Here is a 1094-nt window from a genome sequence, read left to right as displayed (position 1 = left end):
GGAGCCATGCGGAGGACGGACTCGACTTCGCCCAACTCGACACGGAAGCCACGCACCTTCACCTGGAAGTCGAGGCGGCCGAGGAACTCGAGGGTGCCGTCGACCTTCCAGCGAGCGGAGTCACCGGTGCGGTAGAGACGAGAGCCGGGGATGCCACTGAACGGATTCGGCACGAAGGCCGCGGCGGTGGTGTCCGGCCGAGCCAGGTAGCCGTGAGCGAGGTGGGTGCCACCGACGAAGACTTCACCGGCGACGCCGATGGGGACGGGCTGGCCGAGGGAGTCGAGGACGTAGAGCTGCGTGTGGCCAACGGGGCTGCCGATGGAAGGCAGGCGAGGCCAAGCGGAGGGCGCACCGTCGAGACGGAAGGCGGAGACGACGTGGGCCTCGGAGGGGCCGTACTGGTTCTCGAGGACGCTGCCGGGGAGCTTCTCGAAGAAGGCGGTGAGGGTGGAGTTGACCTGAAGCTGCTCACCGGCTGTGACGACTTCCCTCAACGCACTGGGCAACGTGGCGCCATGGGAGACGGAGTCGGCCATGGCTTGGAGTGCGACGAAGGGGAGGAAGAGCCGCTCGACCTTCTGCGCGTGCATGAAGTCGAGGAGGGCTGGGATGTCCTGGCGAAGGCCCCCGAGAGGGAGGACGACGTGGGCGCCCACCCACCAGGAGGCGAAGAACTCCTGGATGGAGACGTCGAAGTTGAGGGAGGCGAACTGGAGCGTCACCGCGAGGGGGTTGGGTGACTGCCGGATTTGCCAGGCGAGCAGGAAGCTGAGGGCCCTGTGGGGCATGACGATGCCCTTGGGGATGCCGGTGCTGCCGGAGGTGTAGATGACGTAGGCGATGTCCTCGGGGGAGACGTGGATGGCGGGCGCCACCGAGGGGCGCAGAGCCACCGCGTCGGCCTCGGAGTCGACGAGGATGCGTCGAGCGGAGGAGGAGGCGGGGAGGACGGAGGAGAGGGAGGAGTGGGTGAGGACGACGGGCGCGCGGGTGTCCGCGAGCATGAAGGCCAGACGCTCAGCGGGGTAGTTGGGGTCGAGGGCGACGTAGAAGGCGCCGGCCTTGAGGGTGGCGAGGACGGCGACGGCCAT

General features: G+C 68.4%; 1 protein-coding gene. It reads right to left on the bottom strand.

The genetic code is table 11. The features are described from left to right. A partial coding sequence (locus K8640_RS42345) for an amino acid adenylation domain-containing protein (RefSeq protein WP_223752277.1) occupies positions 1-1094 on the bottom strand: 1094 nt, incomplete at both ends.

Origin of the sequence: Myxococcus sp. XM-1-1-1 (genome assembly GCF_020037095.1) — a bacterium.
Lineage (GTDB): Bacteria > Myxococcota > Myxococcia > Myxococcales > Myxococcaceae > Myxococcus > Myxococcus fulvus.
The sequence above is the reverse complement of the archived record's forward strand: the minus strand, read 5'-3'. Positions and strand labels throughout refer to the sequence as shown.